The organism is Rhizorhabdus phycosphaerae (assembly GCF_011044255.1).
Taxonomy (GTDB): domain Bacteria; phylum Pseudomonadota; class Alphaproteobacteria; order Sphingomonadales; family Sphingomonadaceae; genus Rhizorhabdus; species Rhizorhabdus phycosphaerae.
Genome location: NZ_CP049107.1, coordinates 2,813,989 through 2,828,898 on the forward strand (window position 1 = coordinate 2,813,989; position 14,910 = coordinate 2,828,898).

A 14,910-nucleotide genomic window follows, 5' to 3' on the forward strand; every position below is an offset into this window, starting at 1 on the left:
GGCCTCAGCCGCTGTTGCGCAGGGCGGTCGCGATCGCATTGATCGACAGCTGGATGCCCTCGCGGACGCGTGGGTCGTCCTCGCCCGACCGGTGGCGCTTGAGCAACTCGATCTGCAGAAGGTTCAGCGGCTCGATATAGGGCAGGCGCAGGCGGATCGACTGGTCGAGCGACGGATTTTTCTGCAACAGCCGGGTCTGGCGGGTGATCGACAGAAGGGCGTCCTGTGTCATCTGCCAGCCATCGCGGATCTGGCCGAAGATCGACTTGCCCATCGCCTGGTCTTCGACCAGCGCGACATAATGTTCGGCGATGTCCATGTCCGACTTGGCGAGGACCATCTCGAGATTGGCGAGCGTCGACTGGAAGAAGGGCCAGGCCTCCAGCATCTCGCGCAAGAGGCCGATATCCTTGTGCCCCTTCAGCCCGTGCCCGACGCCGAACCAGCCGGGCAGCATCACGCGGGCCTGCGCCCAGCTGAACACCCAGGGAATCGCGCGCAGGTCCTCGATCCGGTCGCTCTTCGTTCGGCTGGCGGGGCGGGAGCCGATCTTGAGGTCGGCGATCTCGGCGATGGGGGTCATCTGCCGGAAGAACTGGCGAAAGCCCTCCGTTTCATAGACGAGGCCGCGATAGGCCTTGAAGGCGTTGCCGGAAATCTCGTCCATTGCTGCGAAGAAGCGCTTGGCGTCCTTCGGCGCGAGCGCCTCCTTCTCCAGCGAAGCGAGCAGCGTCGCCGAAGCCATCGCCTCCAGATTGGCCGAGGCGCTCTCCCGGGTGCCATATTTGGCAGCGATCACCTCGCCCTGCTCGGTGATGCGGATGCGGCCCTGCACTGTCCCGTGCGGCTGGGCGAGGATCGCGGCGAAGCTCGACCCGCCACCGCGCCCGACCGCGCCACCGCGACCGTGGAACAGCTGGATCGCGCTGCCGGCTTTGGCGAAGACGGGTTTCAGCGCGCTCGATGCCTCGTGCAGGCTCCACACCGAGGTCAGGTAGCCGCCGTCCTTGTTCGAATCCGAATAGCCGACCATCACCTCCTGATGGCCGCGCGCGGCGGTGATCGCGGCGACCTCAGGCAGACCGAACCAGCGGGTCATCACGTCAGGCGCGCGCTGGAGATCGCCGATGGTCTCGAACAGGGGGACCGCCATGATCGCGGCTGTCGGCGGGTCCCCCGGCACGTAGAGGCCCGCCTCCTTGAGCAGGATGTTGACCTCGAGCATGTCCGACACGCTCTCGGCCTTCGAGATCAGATAGGTGGTGATCGCCTCGCGGCCGTAGAGCCGATGCGCCTCGGCCGCTGCCTCGGCGATCGCGAGCTCCGACAGCGTCTCCTCGGCATAATCGCCGAATGGCGTCCGCAGCAGACGCTTCGACGCCAGTTCGGTGCGGAGCAGCGCGACACGCGCCTCTTCGTCGAGCGAGAGATAGTCCGCTTCCACCCCGGCGACCTTCAGCAGGTCCGCCACGACGCGTTCGTGGACGTCGGCATTCTGGCGCATGTCGAGGGTCGCCAGGTGAAAGCCGAATGTCTCGACAGCCCGGATCAGACGTCCCAGTGCGCCGCTGCCCGACAGCGAGCCCGCCCCGGTACGGTTCAACGCATGGGCGATCTCGACCAGATCGGCGCGCAGCTCGGCGGGGGTGAGATAGGGGCCCTTTTCCGCATCGGTCGCGGGCAGGCGCCCCGGCAGGCGGCCGGTCAGCATCTGGTAGGTCTTCGACAGACGAGAATAGATGCCGGTAATCGCGCGCCGATAGGGTTCGTCGCTGCGGGCCGAGCTCTTGTCGCCCGACGCCTCGGCGAGTTTCTCGACCTCCCAGGTCACCTCGGCCAGCTCGGTCGAGATCGACAGCTCGGCGCCCAGCAGGTGAAGTTCGCGCAGATAATAGCCAAGCACGGTCTCGGCCGCGCGCGATAGGGCGAAACGCAGAGAGTCCGCCGTGACGAAGGGGTTGCCGTCACGGTCGCCGCCGATCCAGCTGCCCGGACGCAGGAAGCTGGCGGGGCGATGCCCGAGCGCGCGCTGCCAGCGCGAATAGAGGGCGGGCAGCGTCGGCAGGAAGATGTCGCGCAGATAGGCGAGAGCCGTCTCCACCTCGTCGGCGACGTAGAGCCGCTCGCGGCGGAGCGGACGGGTTTGCCAGAGCAGCGCGATCTGGCGGTAGATGGCCTGGTCGATCAGGTCGCCATCGGCCGTCTCGGTACGCCCGATGTCCTTGAGCGTCATCAGCTCGGCGATCTTGTTGCGATGATCGATCATGCTTTTCCGTCGCACCTCGGTCGGGTGAGCGGTGAGCACCGGCGCGATCAGCGCCTGTTCGAGCATTTCGACGACCTTCGAGCGGGAGATACCCTCCTGTTCGAGCCGGTCGAGCGCAGAGGCGACGTCGGCGCCCGGTTCGGATGCGACCCCCTGACGATCCTCGGCGAGATTCGCGAGCATCGAGAAGAGCATGAAGCCCCGCACGAAGGCGAGCGTGTCGTCGAGCGTCAGCGCATCGAGGCCGGTATCGATCTCGTGCGAGCCCACGATCCCGCGCGCGCGATCGACCGAAGCCGACCGGATATATTCGATCCGGCGGAACAGCGTCTCTCCGCCATAGGCCTTGATGACGTCGCCGAGCAGGCGTCCGAGGAAGCGGATATCCGGATTCTGGGTGATGGGCGGTGCGCTGGACATGGGTTTATGCTGCGCCGCAATAAAAGCGCCGTCAATACCGCTCCGGTCCGCGCTGCCGCCGCCTTTATCCGCCGGCTGCAAAAATCTCATCGAGGAAGTTGCGCATGGCCTGCCAGCTGCGGCGGTCCGCGCGTGGGCTGTACATCTCTTCCCGCCCCGGATTGGTGAAGGCGTGGACGGTGTGGCCATAGCTGTGCAGCTGCCAGTCGGCGCCGGCCTCGGTCAGTTCCTTCGACAGGGCGAGGACCGTTTCCGGCGGGTCGAGCGGATCGTCCCAGCCATGCAGCACCAGCAGCTTTGCCTTCACGTCGCCATTGGGAAAGGGCGGCGGATCATAGACGCCGTGGAAGCTGACGACGCCGGCGACGTCGGCGCCGCAGCGGGCAAGGTCGAGAACGCACTTTCCGCCGAAGCAGAAGCCGATCGCCGCGACGCGGGCAGCGTCGCCGGGCAGTTCCGCCTCGCAGGCCATGCGGAGCGAGGCGAGGAGGCGACCCCTGAGCAGCCCACGATCCGCGTCCATCTCTCCCATGCGGGCAAGGGCCTCGTCGAAATTGGACGGCCAGTTGCCGAGGCCATAGAGGTCGATCGCCACGCCGACAAAGCCTAGTTCGGCGAGCGACCGGGCCTTGGCTTCCTCGAAGCCGGTGCGTCCCATGAAGGTACCGGCGACGATCACGATCGGCCGGGCGGCATCGCTGCCATCGTCCCAGGCGGCATAGGCCTCGAACGTTACCCCCTGATGCTCGTAACGGATCGTCCTGTTCGCGATGGCCATATGTGCTCCGATGTCATGGATTGCCGCTTATTCGCGCGATGAAGCACCGATTTGCAAGGGTGACAGGCGGGCGGTGGGCCACTAAGAGGCCCGTTCCGTCTCTAACGGTCGATGCTGCGGCGTCCGGGCAGTCCTTCGCATCCTGCTCTCGCCGCCAAGAAGGGGAAGTGATGCCGACGCTCGTCCTTATCCGCCATGGTCAGTCCGCCTGGAATCTCGAAAACCGCTTCACCGGCTGGTGGGACGTCAACCTGACCGAGCAGGGCATCGCCGAGGCGAAGGCAGCCGGCGAACTGATGGCGGCCAAGGGGCTCGACTTCGACCAGTGCTACACCAGCTTCCAGACCCGCGCGATCAAGACGCTGAACCTCGCCCTTGAGGCGATGGGGCGGCTGTGGCTGCCGGTCGAGAAGGACTGGCGCCTCAACGAGCGTCATTATGGCGGCCTGACCGGCCTCAACAAGGCGGAGACCGCCGCCAAGCATGGTGACGACCAGGTCAAGATCTGGCGCCGCAGCTTCGACATTCCGCCGCCCGTGCTGGAGGCCGGCGGCGAGTTCGATCTGTCGAAGGACCGCCGCTATGCCGGCATCGCCATCCCGAACACCGAGAGCCTGAAGGACACGATCGCCCGCGTTCTGCCCTATTGGGAGCAGCGCATCGCCCCCGACCTGAAGGCTGGCAAGCGCGTGGTGATCTCGGCGCATGGCAATTCGCTGCGCGCACTGGTCAAGCATCTGTCGCACATTCCCGACGACGAGATCACCGAACTGGAGATCCCGACCGGGCAGCCGATCGTCTATGAACTCGACGACGCGCTGAACGCACGCGACCGCTATTATCTGTCCGAGCGCTGAGTATAAATCCTCCCCTGCCTTTGCAGGGGAGGGGGACCACCCATAAGGGTGGTGGAGGGGCGATCCACCGTTGCGCATTCCCCTCCACCGCCTGCGGCGGTCCCCCTCCCCGACCCGGGGAGGAAGATTGGGAGTGACGATGGCAGACGTACCGCTGATCGGAATCATCATGGGGAGCCGGTCCGACTGGGAGACCATGTCGCACGCCGCCGCCACCCTGGACGCGCTGGGCGTGGATTATGAGACGAAGGTCGTCTCGGCCCACCGCACGCCGCATCGCCTCTACGACTATGCCACCTCGGCAGCCGGGCGTGGCCTCAAGGTCATCATCGCCGGAGCCGGCGGCGCGGCGCATCTTCCGGGCATGGCCGCCTCGATGACGCGTTTGCCGGTACTGGGTGTGCCGGTCGAATCGAAGGCGTTGAAGGGCATGGACAGCCTCTTGTCGATCGTCCAGATGCCCGGCGGCATCCCGGTCGGCACATTGGCGATCGGAAAGCCCGGCGCGATCAACGCGGCGCTGCTGGGCGCCGCGATCCTGGCAACCAGCGACGATGCGCTTGCCGCCCGGCTGGATGCGTGGCGCGCCCGCCAGACCGCCGACGTTGCCGAGGAACCGTTCGATTGAGCACCGCCCTGATCCCCCCCGGCACGACGATCGGAATCGTCGGCGGCGGCCAGCTCGGCCGCATGCTCAGCATGGCCGCTGCACAATTGGGCTATCGCTGCGCGATCTTCGCCCCGGAACCGAGCGGCCCCGCGGCCGACGTGTCGGCGCGCTGGGTGCAGGGCAATTATGACGATCTCGATGCGCTCCAGGCCTTTGCGCAGAGCGTCGACCTGATCACCTACGAGTTCGAGAATATCCCGGTCGGTCCGCTCGAAGCGCTGCGCGTGCCGCTCGCCCCGCACCCGCGCGCGCTCGCGACCGCGCAGGATCGCGCGACCGAAAAGGCCTTCGTCAAGGCGATCGGCGGACGGCCGGCACCTTGGGCCGTGGTGAGCAGCCGCGAGGATCTGGACGCCGCCGTCAAGCTGATCGGTGCCCCCGCGATCCTCAAGACCCGCCGCTTCGGCTATGACGGCAAAGGCCAGGCCCGCCTCAAGGCCGCTGCCGACGCGGACGAGGCCTGGGCATCGCTTGCCTGGGAGCCGGCGGTGCTCGAAGGCTTCGTCGAGTTCGAGCGCGAATTTTCGATCCTGGTCGTGCGCGGTCGCGACGGTACGATCGCAACCTGGGATCCCGTGCTCAATGTCCATGAAGACGGGATATTGGCACTGTCCACGGTTCCCGCAGGCCTGTCCGATGCGACCGTCGAAGCTGCGAAGGCGCTGGCCGGCAAGATCGTGACCGAGCTCGACTATGTCGGCGTGCTGGCGATCGAGTTCTTCGATACCGAGGCCGGTCCCGTGTTCAACGAAATGGCGCCGCGCGTTCACAATAGCGGCCACTGGACGATCGAAGGCGCGGTGACCTCGCAGTTCGAGAACCACATCCGCGCGATCTGCGGTCTCCCGCTCGGATCGACCGCACGCGCCGCGCCGCGCGTCGAGATGCGCAACCTGATCGGAGAGCAGGCCTCGCATTGGGACCTGATCCTGTCCGATCCGGCGGCCCATCTGCATCTTTACGGCAAGGGACAGGCACGGCCGGGCCGAAAGATGGGCCATGTGACGAAACTGTTTTTCGACTGAGGTCAGGGGCTGGCGACCGGGCGCTCATGCGTCAGACCCAGACTTTCCTGTCGATCCCATATTCGGCGCTGACGTCGCGTTTGAAGCCCTGCAGGCGGATCGGCCTCGACCCGGCGCAAAGCGGTGCTCCCACGATGCGCATCCAGCGGATGCCCCCTCCGGCGGGGCGCAGTTCGACATCGAGGGTGAAGCCACGTCGATGGCGCAGCGCATAATCGCGCAGCTTCTCCATCGCAGCTCTCGATGGTTCGGCATAAAAGTGCAGGGCATCCGACCGCACAACCGGTTCCCCGCGCGGCAGACCGAACAGATCGTACACGCCCTCGGACCAGCTGAGGCTGCCATCGGCCAGATCGCAATCCCAAAGGCCGATCCCCTTGCGGGTCAGGAGCGGACGATCGAGCGCCGGGACGATCGCCTGCTTTCCGGACCAGCTGAACACGCAGCCGAGGTCGAAACGCTGCGCGCGCTCGAACAGCGGCCAGCTGTGTGTCAGTGGCGAAGGGTCGAGCGATGAACCCAAAGCAGAGTCTCCCGTCGATCGGAGCGGGGATTATGCGCGAAAATCCTAACAGTTCGTGACTGTCGAATGGTCGAGCCGGCCTTAGGGCTGTCCCGTTGCGGGACGGCTTCAGCTGCGACGGACCCCGGTCATCTCGGCTTTGCCGAAGGCGCCCATCGTCACCGTGCCGGACAGGCGGTCGCCCTCGACGACCGCCTTTCCCACCAGCGTCATGCGCATCGGCTTGTCCGTCGGCATCTTCCAGATCAGCCGATCGCCCTCGATGCGGCCGTCGATCACGGGCAGTTCGCCGACATCGGCGACGTTGCTGCCCGTGAAGCGATCACCGTCGCGGACGATGGTGAAAACCGATGCCTGTTCGCCGAACGGCGCCTTGGTCACGCAGTCCCAGACTTCGGTGCTCACTGGCCGACCTGCATCTTCTCGACCGGCAGGCCCAGGTCCTTCAGCTGCGGCTCGACCTTCGCGGCGTCGCCGACCACGATCCAGATCAGATCGTCGGGGCGGATTGCCTTGCGGGCGGCAGCGTCGAGATCGGCGGCCTTCATCGCGCGATAACGTGCCGGCAGCTTCTCATAATAGTCGTCGGGACGTCCGAGCGTGTCGAGCGAGATCAGCGCGCCGAGCAGGTCGCCCGAGGTCTCGAACGAGCCGGGCAGCGAGCGGATCTGGTTGTTGATCGTCCGATCCCGTTCTTCCTCCGTCACGCCCTTCGTCGTCAGAAACGCCTTCATGTCGGCAATGGCGGCGGCGATCGAGGCGCCGGTCTTGTCGGTCTGGACCGGCGCGATCACGTACAGCGGCATCGTCTCGCGCAGCATCTGTGCCTGGGTGAAAGCGCCATAGGCCCAGCCCTTGTCCTCGCGCAGGTCCATGTTGAGACGCGACAGGAAGCTGCCGCCGACGACTTCATTGGCGGTGACCAGATCGAGCGGATCGTCCACCCCGCGCGTCGGCAGCAGTTCGCCGGCGAGAATATAGCTTTGCGGGCTCTGCGGCCGGTCGATCACCACGATGCGCGCCGGGCGCGCCATGCGGTCCATGCGGAACTGCTTCTCGCCCTTCGGGGCGGCGGGCTTCGCCCAGCTGCCGAAGCGCGCCTCAAGCAGAGGCTTCAGCTCGGCGAGCGTCGTGTCGCCGGTCACGAAGATCCGCGCGTTGTCGGGCCGCAGCCAGCGGTCGTGGAAGGCCAGCAGGTCGGCACGGGTGACCGCCTTGACGCCCTCCTCGGTGCCGCTGCCCGACATCGGGACGCCATAAGGGTGCAGCTTGCCATAGAGCAGGCTCGGCATGATCCGCCGGGCGATACCGCGCGGCTGGGCGTTCTCGGCCGCGATGCCCGCCAGCACCTGGTTGCGCAGCCTCTCGATTTCGGCAGGCACGAAGGTCGGCCGCTGGATCACGTCAGCGAGCAGGTCGAGCGAGGGCGCAAGATTGGCCTTGAGCGCGAACATCGACACATTGGTGCGGTCCATCGTCGCCGAGCTGGCGATCTGCGCGCCGAGCCGTTCCTGGGCTTCCGCGAGCGCAATCGAATCGCGCTTGCCGGCGCCCTCGTCGAGCAGCGCGAGGGTCAGGCCCTGCGTGCCCAGTTTGTCCTTCGGATCGGCGGCATGGCCGGCGTCGAAGCTGACCGAGAGGCGGACGGTCGGGACCGTCGTGCGGCGGGCGAAGACGACCGGTATGCCGTTGGACAGGGTCGTGCGCTCGATCGCGGGAAAGGTGAGGTCGTTGATCGCCTCGACCGGCGGGGGCGAGGACCGGTCTACCGCCGCGGTCGGGCGGCGGGTCATCGAGATGGCAGGGGCCGCAGCGCCGCCCTCGAAGCGGGGGCTGCGATAATAGCGCGGGGCCATCGCACCGCCCTCGGGCGAGCCTTTGGCCGCACCGCCCGCGATCGCCATGTCCTGTTCGGTGCGTTCGCCCGGCTCAACCACCAGGCGGAAGGCCGGCCGCATGAGCCATTTCTGCAGCGCGGCCTTGATCGTCTGCGGGGTGGCAGCCGCAGCCGCGGCAAGGTCCTTTTTGTACTTCTCGGGATCGTCCGAATAGACCGCGCCCTCGGCCAGCGTGACGGCCTTGCCGCTGAAGCCGCCGACCGTCTCCAGCCCGGAAATCTCGCCCGCCACCTGGCGCGTCGCGGCGCGCTGCACCTCGTCGGCGGTGGGGCCGGTGCGGATATAGTCCGCGATCAGCCGGTCGAGTTCAGCCGCGACCTTGGCTGCGTCGACGCCCGGTTTGACATCGGCGGTGACCTCGACCAGCGACATCTTCTCGAACTGCTGCACCCCTGCCGTCACCGACACGGCGGTCTTGTCCTTGCGGACCAGCGCATTGTCGAGCCGCGAAGAGGCAAGCCCGCCGAGGATGTCCATACCCAGGTCGAGCGGAATCAGGTCGGGATCGTTGAGGCCCGGCACCACCCAGTTGCGATAGATGCGGGTCTGGGCGACGCGGTCCTTCATCACCTGGTCGACCGGCGCCTTCAGCGTCGGGATGGTGACGGCAGTGCGGGGCGTCTCCGGCCCGCGCGGAATGTCGCCGAACCACTTCGCTACCTTCGCCTTTGCGGTCGCCACGTCGATATCGCCGGCCAGCACGAGCACCGCGTTGTTCGGGCCGTAGTGCGAGCGAAACCAGGTCTTGACGTCGTCGAGGCTGGCCGCGTCGAGGTCGCTCATCGAACCGATCGTCGAATGGCGATAGGGGTGGCCTTCGGGGAAGAGTGCGGCGAGCTGCGCATATTCGACCAGCCCATAGGGTTCGTTGTCCCCCTGGCGCTTCTCGTTCTGGACGACGCCGCGCTGGTTATCGAGCTTCGCCTTGTCGATCGCCCCGACTAGATGACCCATGCGATCGGATTCGAGGAACAGTGCCAGATCGAGCGCGCCGGTCGGCACTGTCTCGAAATAGTTGGTGCGATCGAACCAGGTCGTGCCGTTCACGTCGGTCGCGCCGACCGACTCGAGCGGCTTGAAGAAATCCTCATTGGCGTTCTCGGACCCGTTGAACATCAGATGCTCGAACAGATGCGCGAAGCCGGTCTTGCCCGCGGGCTCGTCCTTCGACCCGATATGATACCAGACCGAAACGGCGACCACGGGCGCCTTGCGGTCGGTGTGGACGATGACGCGCAGGCCGTTGTCCAGCGTGAAGCTCTGATAGGGAATGTCGACCTGCTTCACGAGTTCGGTGACAGGAACCGGCGCCTTGGGGGCGGCGGCGAGGGACGGCGTGCAGAGGGCCGTCGCGAGCAACAGGGCGGCGACGGGACGGAACAGGCTGCGGCGCATTCGGGAACTTTCCGGATGGGGGAAGATTGCCAGCCAATCTAGCCTTTGCCGCCAAGGGTGCAATATCCATGCAATACGCCGGTCGAAGGAAGCCTATGGTTCACCGATCCGGATGCGAGGCATGTTAGCGCGGGAGCCACTTGTGTTGCAGAAAAGCCACACCATATCGCCGGTCATGGAAGGCAGGGATCAGGCATGAACCTCGAAAAATTCACCGACCGCTCGAAAGGCTTTCTCCAGTCCGCGCAGACCGTCGCGATCCGGATGAACCACCAGCGCATTTCTCCCGAACATCTGCTCAAGGCGCTGCTCGAAGATGAGCAGGGCATGGCGACGGGCCTCATCAAGGCGTCCGGCGGCGACCCGGCGATCGCGCTGAAGGCGACCGATGCCGCGCTCGCCCGCGTACCATCGGTCAGCGGCAGCGGCGCGCAGCAGACGCCGGGGCTCGACAATGATCTGGCCCGCGTTCTCGACCAGGCCGAGCAGGTCGCGCTGAAGGCGGGCGACTCCTATGTCACGGTCGAGCGGATGCTGCTCGCGCTGGTGCTTTCGCCCGCGACCGCCGCCGGCAAGGCGCTGGCCGAGGCCGGGGTTCGTGCCGAAGCGCTGAACGGCGCGATCAACCAGCTACGCGGCGGGCGGAGCGCCGACACGGCAAGCGCCGAGGATCGCTACGATGCGCTCAAGAAATTCGCCCGCGACCTGACCGCCGCTGCGCGAGAGGGCAAGCTCGACCCGGTGATCGGCCGTGACGAGGAAATCCGGCGCACGATCCAGGTTCTCGCCCGGCGGACGAAGAACAACCCGGTGCTGATCGGCGAACCTGGCGTCGGCAAGACCGCGATCGCCGAGGGCCTGGCCTTGCGCATCGCCAATGGTGACGTGCCCGACGGTCTCAAGGACCGCAAGGTGATGGCGCTCGACATGGGCTCGCTGATCGCCGGCGCCAAATATCGCGGCGAGTTCGAGGAACGTCTCAAGGGCGTGCTCGACGAGGTCAAGGGCGCCGAGGGACAGATCATCCTGTTCATCGACGAGATGCATACGCTGATCGGAGCCGGCAAGTCCGAGGGCGCGATGGATGCGGGCAATCTGCTCAAGCCGGCCCTGGCGCGCGGCGAGCTGCACTGCATCGGCGCGACGACGCTCGACGAATATCGCAAATATGTCGAGAAGGACCCGGCGCTGCAGCGGCGTTTCCAGCCGGTGTTCGTCGGCGAGCCGACCGTCGAGGACACGATATCGATCCTGCGGGGACTCAAGGAGAAATATGAGCTGCACCACGGCGTGCGGATCACCGACGGGGCGATCGTCTCGGCGGCGACCTTGAGCAACCGCTACATCACCGACCGCTTCCTGCCCGACAAGGCGATCGACCTGATGGACGAGGCTGCCTCCCGCCTGCGCATGGAGGTCGAGTCGAAGCCCGAGGAGATCGAAAATCTCGACCGTCGGATCATCCAGCTCAAGATCGAACGCGAGGCGCTGAAGCGCGAGACCGACGCCGCATCGAAGGACCGTCTGGACGCGCTCGAAGCCGAACTGGTCGAACTGGAGGAGCAGTCGGCCGAGCTGACCCAGCGCTGGCAGGGCGAGAAGGAGAAGATCAACGCCGAGGCGAAGCTCAAGGAGCAGCTCGACGCGGCGCGGATCGAACTCGACCAGGCCCAGCGTCGGGGCGATCTCGGCCGGGCGGGCGAGATCAGCTATGGCGTGATCCCGGGTCTCGAGCGTGAACTGGCGGAGGCGCAGTCGGCGTCGGCCGGAGCAATGCTGCGCGAGGAGGTGACGAGCGAGGACATCGCTTCGGTCGTCAGCCGCTGGACCGGCATTCCCGTCGACAAGATGCTAGAGGGCGAGCGCGAGAAGCTGCTGGCGATGGAGGAAGAGCTCGGCCGCCGCGTGATCGGGCAGAAGGATGCGATCGAGGCTGTCTCACGCGCGGTTCGCCGCAGCCGCGCGGGACTGCAGGATCCCAACCGTCCGCTTGGCAGCTTCCTGTTCCTGGGTCCGACCGGCGTCGGCAAGACCGAGCTGACCAAGGCGCTGGCCGATTTCCTGTTCGACGACAGTTCGGCGATGGTTCGCATCGACATGTCCGAGTTCATGGAGAAGCACTCGGTCGCCCGGCTGATCGGCGCGCCTCCCGGCTATGTCGGCTATGAGGAGGGTGGCGTGCTGACCGAGGCGGTCCGCCGGCGGCCCTATCAGGTCGTGCTGTTCGACGAAGTCGAGAAGGCGCATGGCGACGTGTTCAATGTGCTGCTGCAGGTGCTCGACGACGGGCGGCTGACCGATGGCCAGGGCCGTACGGTCGACTTCTCGAACACGCTGATCATCCTGACCTCGAATCTCGGCAGCCAATATCTCGCCAATCTCGGCGAAGGTCAGGCGGTCGAGACCGTCCACGATCAGGTGATGGACGTGGTGCGTGCCCATTTCCGTCCGGAATTCCTCAACCGTCTGGACGAGATCATCCTGTTCCACCGTCTGGGTCAGGAGCATATGGGTCCGATCGTCGACATCCAGGTCGGCCGCGTCGGCAAACTGCTCAAGGATCGCAAGATCCGGCTGGAGCTGACAGAGGGCGCGCGGGCCTGGCTGGGGCGGGTCGGCTACGACCCGGTCTATGGCGCGCGCCCGCTCAAGCGCGCGGTGCAGAAATATCTGCAGGACCCGCTGGCCGAAGCGCTGCTGCGCGGAGAGGTCCCCGACGGATCGACCGTGCGGATCGACGAGGGCGACGGGCGTCTGGCGATCGAGGTGGCGTGATGGCAGGAAGGGCGAGGCTGGGTCTCGCCCTTCTGCTCCATTCTGGAGAATAAGGCGGTTAAACAGGTGGATGACAGTTGCGCCGCGGCCGTGTTATCTCGGTATTACGCACAGGAAAAATCACCGGGGATCATCGTCATGAAGTCGCTCCTTTCCGTTGCCCTGATCGCGTCCTTTTCACTGTCCTCTGCGGCGTTCGCCGCCGAAAGCAGCACGAAGAAGGACAAGAAGGATCCGGATCGCCTCATCTGCCGGTCCGAAGACGTGCTGGGATCGCGTCTTGCCAAGAATAAGCGCTGCCTCACGGCCGCCCAGTGGGACGAAGAGCGTCGCGCCCAGCGCACGCTGATCGATCGCGCGCAGGCGAACAACTACAAGAACAACTGATCGGGTGCGCGCCGGAGCCCGGCGCGCCCGATTGCATCAAATCGCGTAGCCCATAGACTCGGCCCAGGGGGCCAGGATGGGCAGGACCGGCTCAAGATGCGAGCGATAACGCTCCCACCGGCCAGCCGAGCGACGGTAGATCGGTTCGGTGACCTGCGAATAGCTGGCGGTGCGGATATGGTCGCGCTTGGCCGCGCTCCCTCGATTGTCGAGCACGCGTTCGTCCCAAGGGACGTCCAGAAAGGCGAGCAGGGCCCGCATCTCCGCTTCGGGGTTCTCGACCATCCTCTCGTAACGGATCCGGTGCACGTCGATCGGTAGGTTCGCCTCCGCGAGGGTCCAGGCAGTCTGTGCCAGGTCATAAAGACGCGCAGCGCCGTCGAGAGTCGTGAAACTGAGCATGGCCCGGTTCAGTTCGAAATTGGACATGAATGCGCTGAGCACACAGTCGCAGGGATGGCGCTCGGCAAAGATCACCTTCGCGTCGGGGAAGAGGCGATGGATGATTCCCATGCGCGTCATGTGCAGCGGGAATTTGTCGACGACGCGCTGGCCGGCGGCGGGCGGCGCGATCTGGTCGAGCGTTTCGAAATACAGACGGCGTAGCTCGGCGACGCGCTCATCGTCTAGCGAGGCGATTTCGGAGGGGGCACCGAGAGCATTCTCGACCTGCCGCACGACCGGCATCTCCTCGAGCACGTGCAGCTGCGGAAGGTTCATGAGCAAGGTGTCGAGCAGGGTCGTGCCCGACCGCGGGAAACCGACCAGGAAGATCGGCGAGGGGGGCTCCGACGGTGCGCTCGTCCTCGTCCAGCGGTTCGTCGCCTCCGCCGACAGCTGGTCGGTATTGGCGCGCACCTCATCCAGATAGACGTCGGCGTCGCGCAGGACGATCGGCATCAGTTCGAGCGATGCTGCGTTCATCTGCCGGAAGGCGGAGAAGGCGATGTCGGCTTCGCCGACACGGTCAGCAACCTCGCCCAGCAATTGGCAGCGCCGCACCGTGTCGATCGTCTCCGGAACGGCCTGCGCGAGGGGTAGCGCCTCCTCGAACCGGTTCTGGCGTCGAAGCGCCCAGGCATCGATGAAGCGCGTCTCGGCCTCGGGCAGTCCGGCGGCGCGCGCCTGTTCCGCCAGGCCGGCCAGCTCGTCGGTGCGGTTGAGGTTTTCGAGCAGGACTGCCAGTTCTAGATAGGCGGCGACCGAACGGCCATCGAGGCGGATCGCCTCGCGCAGGGCGGCTTCGGCCGCCGGATAATCGCGCATGGACGCTTCGGCGAGGCCCGTTTCCAGTTGCACCTCTGCATTCGACGGGTCGCGGCGCTGGGCCTCGCGCATCAGCGCCTGCCGTTCGGAGAAGCGTCGCAGCTTCGCGAACAGCTGCGACAGGTTGCAATAGGGAAGGCTGATATCGGGGCGCAGTTCGATGGCCTTCTGCAGGCCTGCGATGGCCTCCTCGACCTCGTCGACCGAGGCGTGGATGTTGCCCAGATTGTTCCAGCTTTCGAAGTCGTCGGGCATCGCGGCGACGACCTTGCGATAATCGGCGATCGCCCGTTCGGGGCGGCCCTGCAGATGGTGGACGTGCGCCGAAAGCCGCAAGAGCTTCGGGTCGTCGCCCCCATCGGCGGCCAGCGCGGTGGCGGCGTCCAGGTCACCGGTCTCGATCATGGCGCGGACGAGGTTGTTGAGCGTCGCCTGGTCTTTGGGATCGAGCGCGCGGGCCTGCTTCAAGAGCGTGACGCCAGTGGCGAAATCGCCGGTTCTGCACGCCAGCATGCCGGCCAGCGACAGGAGCGGCTGATCGCGCGGCGTGCTGCGCAGGATGTTCTGCGCAGCGTTCAGCGCGCCGGGTAGGTCGCCGATCTTGATCCGGGCGAAGACGGGCGACAGATGCGGGGGCGGCAGGGTCATGA

The 14,910-nt window shown here is 66.2% G+C and carries 11 protein-coding genes; 5 read left to right on the top strand and 6 right to left on the bottom strand.

Annotated elements, in window-relative coordinates:
- Window positions 1-4: 4 nt before the first annotated feature.
- Together ppc and G6P88_RS13105 are read right to left on the bottom strand one after the other, a co-directional pair.
- Window positions 5-2,686 carry a phosphoenolpyruvate carboxylase gene (gene ppc, locus G6P88_RS13100; RefSeq protein WP_165323559.1) on the bottom strand — a complete coding sequence of 894 codons (2,682 nt, stop codon included), beginning with the start codon at window positions 2,684-2,686 and terminating at the stop codon, window positions 5-7.
- A gap of 64 nt (window positions 2,687-2,750) precedes the next feature.
- Window positions 2,751-3,464, bottom strand: a complete 714-nt coding sequence (locus tag G6P88_RS13105; protein WP_165323560.1) for a dienelactone hydrolase family protein — start codon at window positions 3,462-3,464, stop codon at window positions 2,751-2,753.
- Window positions 3,465-3,634: 170 nt separating this feature from the next.
- On the opposite strand from G6P88_RS13105, the gene gpmA reads away from it, so the two are divergent.
- The 3 genes from gpmA to G6P88_RS13120 all read left to right on the top strand — a co-directional run bounded on the left by gpmA (window position 3,635) and on the right by G6P88_RS13120 (window position 6,016).
- Entirely contained in the window at window positions 3,635-4,321 is a 687-nt protein-coding gene (gpmA, locus tag G6P88_RS13110; RefSeq protein WP_165323561.1) for a 2,3-diphosphoglycerate-dependent phosphoglycerate mutase, read from the top strand.
- 139 nt (window positions 4,322-4,460) lie between these two features.
- Complete coding sequence (gene purE, locus G6P88_RS13115; RefSeq protein WP_165323562.1) at window positions 4,461-4,949, top strand: 5-(carboxyamino)imidazole ribonucleotide mutase; 489 nt, start codon at window positions 4,461-4,463, stop codon at window positions 4,947-4,949.
- Window positions 4,946-6,016, top strand: coding sequence for a 5-(carboxyamino)imidazole ribonucleotide synthase (locus G6P88_RS13120; RefSeq protein ID WP_165323563.1), 1,071 nt, complete (start codon window positions 4,946-4,948; stop codon window positions 6,014-6,016). Before purE ends, G6P88_RS13120 begins: the two co-directional genes overlap by 4 nt.
- 31 nt (window positions 6,017-6,047) lie before the next feature.
- Here G6P88_RS13120 and G6P88_RS13125 read toward each other — a convergent pair whose 3' ends face one another.
- The 3 genes from G6P88_RS13125 to G6P88_RS13135 all read right to left on the bottom strand — a co-directional run bounded on the left by G6P88_RS13125 (window position 6,048) and on the right by G6P88_RS13135 (window position 9,832).
- Window positions 6,048-6,539, bottom strand: coding sequence for a diguanylate cyclase family protein (locus tag G6P88_RS13125; RefSeq protein ID WP_165323564.1), 492 nt, complete (start codon window positions 6,537-6,539; stop codon window positions 6,048-6,050).
- A gap of 108 nt (window positions 6,540-6,647) precedes the next feature.
- A complete protein-coding gene (locus tag G6P88_RS13130; protein ID WP_165323565.1) occupies window positions 6,648-6,944 on the bottom strand; it encodes a hypothetical protein in 297 nt (98 codons plus the stop codon).
- The gene (locus G6P88_RS13135) at window positions 6,941-9,832 is read right to left on the bottom strand and encodes a M16 family metallopeptidase (protein ID WP_165323566.1); all 2,892 of its coding nucleotides are present in this window, start codon (window positions 9,830-9,832) and stop codon (window positions 6,941-6,943) included. Before G6P88_RS13135 ends, G6P88_RS13130 begins: the two co-directional genes overlap by 4 nt.
- A 195-nt stretch (window positions 9,833-10,027) precedes the next feature.
- On the opposite strand from G6P88_RS13135, the gene clpB reads away from it, so the two are divergent.
- The gene (gene clpB, locus G6P88_RS13140) at window positions 10,028-12,607 is read left to right on the top strand and encodes an ATP-dependent chaperone ClpB (protein ID WP_165323567.1); all 2,580 of its coding nucleotides are present in this window, start codon (window positions 10,028-10,030) and stop codon (window positions 12,605-12,607) included.
- 138 nt (window positions 12,608-12,745) lie between these two features.
- On the top strand, window positions 12,746-12,994 hold the full coding sequence (locus G6P88_RS13145) for a hypothetical protein (RefSeq protein ID WP_165323568.1): 249 nt from the start codon (window positions 12,746-12,748) through the stop codon (window positions 12,992-12,994).
- 36 nt (window positions 12,995-13,030) lie between these two features.
- Here G6P88_RS13145 and G6P88_RS13150 read toward each other — a convergent pair whose 3' ends face one another.
- Window positions 13,031-14,908 (bottom strand): tetratricopeptide repeat-containing sulfotransferase family protein, encoded by a 1,878-nt coding sequence (locus G6P88_RS13150; protein ID WP_165323569.1) that lies wholly within the window; start codon window positions 14,906-14,908, stop codon window positions 13,031-13,033.
- Window positions 14,909-14,910: the final 2 nt, after the last annotated feature.